The organism is Azospirillum sp. UFLA03-27 (assembly GCF_059803775.1).
Map to the genome: position 1 here is coordinate 1 of NZ_JAUQTX010000408.1, position 3446 is coordinate 3446.

The 3446-nt window shown below is 68.6% G+C and carries 2 protein-coding genes; both read right to left on the reverse strand.

The window, feature by feature from the left end; translation table 11 throughout:
* Window positions 1–240: 240 nt before the first annotated feature.
* On the reverse strand, window positions 241–2550 hold the full coding sequence (locus Q4I23_RS31560; RefSeq protein WP_498528837.1) for an adenosylcobalamin-dependent ribonucleoside-diphosphate reductase: 2310 nt from the start codon (window positions 2548–2550) through the stop codon (window positions 241–243).
* A 118-nt stretch (window positions 2551–2668) separates the two neighbouring features.
* Window positions 2669–3364, reverse strand: coding sequence for an alpha/beta hydrolase family protein (locus Q4I23_RS31565; protein WP_498528838.1), 696 nt, complete (start codon window positions 3362–3364; stop codon window positions 2669–2671).
* Window positions 3365–3446 lie beyond the last annotated feature (82 nt).

The following is a 3446-nucleotide window of genomic DNA, read 5'->3' on the forward strand; positions in this document are numbered from 1 at the left end:
TCACCGGCCGCATTCTCTTCAACCGGAGAGAATCACGACCGGCAGGCCGGGCATAGCCTTTTTCCGCAGCCTGCTAGCGGCCACTGATCTGCATCCGGAGTCTGATAGGGGCCGTTCGGCCCCTTTCGCTTCACTCGTCGGATTCTCACCTTATGGAGTGGCAGTTCTCAGCTTATGAGGTGTCATTCGCAGCTTATGCGCAAACCGACATCCGGAGAGCCGTCGCGGTGCTGACCGCCCTCAGGCGCATCGCGAATAGCCGCAGTTCAGGCAGCTGTCGCAGCCTTCCTGCCGGATCAGGCCGGGCTGGCCGCATTTCGGGCATTGCCGGAGATTGGCCGGCTCGGCTCCGATGACCAACGGCGCGGGACCAGGGGCGGCGTCGGCGGTCGGCAGCACAGTCAGCGTCCCGTCGGCGGCCCTTTCGTCCGGCAGCATGCCGATGGCCTTGAGGTGCCGTTCGATCACGTCACCGATGGCCGCCAGAAGGGACGGGACGTAGCGGCCCTGCATCCAGGCGCCGCCGCGCGGATCGAAGACCGCCTTCAACTCCTCCACCACGAAGCCGACCTCGCCGCCGCGGCGGAACACCGCTGAGATCATCCGCGTCAGCGCCACGGTCCAGGCGTAATGCTCCATGTTCTTGGAGTTGATGAAGACCTCGAAAGGCCGGCGGCGCCCGTTCTCCACGATGTCGTTGATGGTGATGTACATGGCGTGGTCGCTGTCCGGCCAGCGCACCTTGTAGGTCTCGCCCGGCAGGGTCTCCGGACGGTCGGGCGGCTTGGACGACGCCATGGCGCCCGGGGCCGCGGTGGGATCGGCGGCCTGGGTCGGGGACGGAGTCGCGCCCCCCTTCTTCACCGACAGGACGGAGCCGGTGACCGCGTTCGGGCGGTAGGTGGTGCAGCCCTTGCAACCCAACTCGTAGGCTTGCCAATAGACGTCCTTGAAGGCGTCGAAGGGCAGGTCCTCCGGGCAGTTGATGGTCTTGGAGATGGAGCTGTCCACATGGCGCTGGGCCGCCGCCTGCATCACCACATGCTCCGCCGGGGTCAGCGACTGCGCGTCCACGAACCAGTCGGGCAGAGGCTGTTCGCTCCCGAACCGCGCGCGGAACAGGCGGTAGGCATGGTCGCTCACCTCCTCCGTCCGGCGGGTGCCGTCGGGCATCAGGACGGCGCGCTCGTAGCTGTAGGAGAAGACCGGCTCGATTCCCGACGACACGTTGTCGGCGAACAACGAGATCGTCCCGGTCGGCGCGATCGAGGTCAGAAGCGCGTTGCGGATGCCATGTTCCGCGATCAGGCCGCGCACGTCCTCGTCCAGCCCGCGCACCATCGGGGCAGCCATATAGGCGTCGTGGTCGAAGAGCGGAAACGCGCCCTTCTCCGCGGCGAGCAGGGCGGAAGCGCGGTAGGCCTCGTTGCGGATGGTCCTCAGCCAGGACTCCGTCAGCGCGACCGCCGCCTCGCCGCCGTAGCGCGTGCGGCAGAGGATCAGCGCGTCGGCCAGCCCGGTGACGCCCAGCCCGATGCGGCGTTTGGCGTGGGCCTCCCGCGCCTGCGGCTCCAACGGGAAGCGCGAGGCGTCGACCACATTGTCCATCATCCGCACGGCGAGCGCCGTCAGTTCCTTCAGCCGGTCGGTGTCGAGCCGGGCCGTCTCCTCGAACGGGTCGATCACCAGGGCGGCGAGGTTGATCGAGCCGAGCAGGCAGGCTCCGTAGGGGGGCAGCGGCTGCTCCCCACATGGGTTGGTGGCGGAGATGGATTCGCAATAATTCAGGTTGTTCTGCCCGTTCACCCGGTCGATGAAGATGACGCCCGGCTCCGCATAGGCGTAGGTGGCCTGCATGATGCGGTCCCACAGGCCGCGGGCCCGCACCTCGCGATGGACCTGACCGTCGAAGACCAGCGGCCAGGGCCGGTCCGCGCGCACGGCGTCCATGAAGGCGTCGGTGACCAGGACCGACAGGTTGAACATGCGCAGCCGGCCGGGCTCGCGCTTGGCGTCGATGAAGTCCTCGATGTCGGGGTGGTCGCAGCGCAGGGTCGCCATCATCGCGCCGCGTCGGGCGCCCGCCGACATGATGGTGCGGCACATGCTGTCCCACACATCCATGAAGGACAGCGGGCCGGAGGCGTCGGCGCCCACACCCTTCACGAGGGCACCCTTGGGTCGCAGGGTGGAGAAGTCGTAGCCGATGCCGCCGCCCTGCTGCATGGTCAGCGCCGCTTCGCGCAGATGGGCGAAGATGGCGCCGAGGTCGTCCTCGATCCGTCCCATGACGAAGCAGTTGAACAGCGTCACCGTCCGCCCGGTGCCGGCCCCGGCCAGGATGCGTCCGGCGGGAAGGAACTCAAAGCGGGACAGCGCCCGTTCGAATCGCGGCGCCCACACCGCCGGATCGGACTCGGGCGCGGCGAGCGCCGTGGCGACGCGGCGCCAAGTGTCGGCGATGGTCTGGTCGATGGGGTCGCCCGCGGCGGACTTGAAGCGGTACTTCATGTCCCAGATCCGCTGGGAAATGGTGGCGATCCCCGTCATGCGTCTTCCCCTTGCGCGGGCGGCCGGTCAAAAACGCCGTCCCGCCGACAACCGTGTCCGAAGAGTAGGGGCCGCCCTTCCGAGGGTCAACCCGACCGTTCTTCTTGCGTTCCGGCCGTCAGTTGCTGATGCGGTCCCGCTGGTCCGGCATGGCCTTGAGCGTCGCCAGGATCCGCCCGGTGTCGGCGCCGGACCCGCACAGGCCGAGAGCGGTTTCGCCGAAGTCCACGAGGCTGTGGTGACGCGGGGCAGGCGCCCGCTCCAGCGGCACCAGCCACGCCGCGTGCCCGCGCTCCACCAAGGCGTCGAAATAGCCGCGCTGGGTGTGGAACGGAATGTTGGTCTCGCGCGGGTCGCCGATGACGAAGACGCGGCGTTCGGGATCGGGCGGGATGCGGTCGAGCGAGTCGGCGGGGTCAAACCAGCCCTGCGGGCGGGCCAGCACCCTCTGGAGTCCGCGCGCCTCCAGATAGGCTCGGTAGGCCGGCACGCCGGAGGAGATGACCGCGCAGCGCAGGTCGTGGCGGCGGGCCAGGGACTCCGCGGTCAGCGTGCCGCCGGCGCTGTGGCCGCCCAGGGCCCATTCCTTCACGCCGTAGCGGGCCTTCAGGACGTCGAGCAGCGCGTTCATCAGGACCGCCTCGCGCGGCGTGTGGCGCGTCGTCCAGAAACGGCCGGAACTGCCATAGGCGCCGGGCCGGGCGAGGAACAGGAAAGGGATGCCGAACCGCTCCGCCAAGGTCCGTTCCTGGTCGATCATGGCGGCGACGCCCAGCCCTTCCTGGTGGCCGACGGAGGTCGGCTTGGTCCCCATGATGTCGCCGTGCATCCAGGCCGCGGCGATGGGGTTGGGGCCTGTCTCTTATACACATCTGACGCTGCCGACGATTATACGC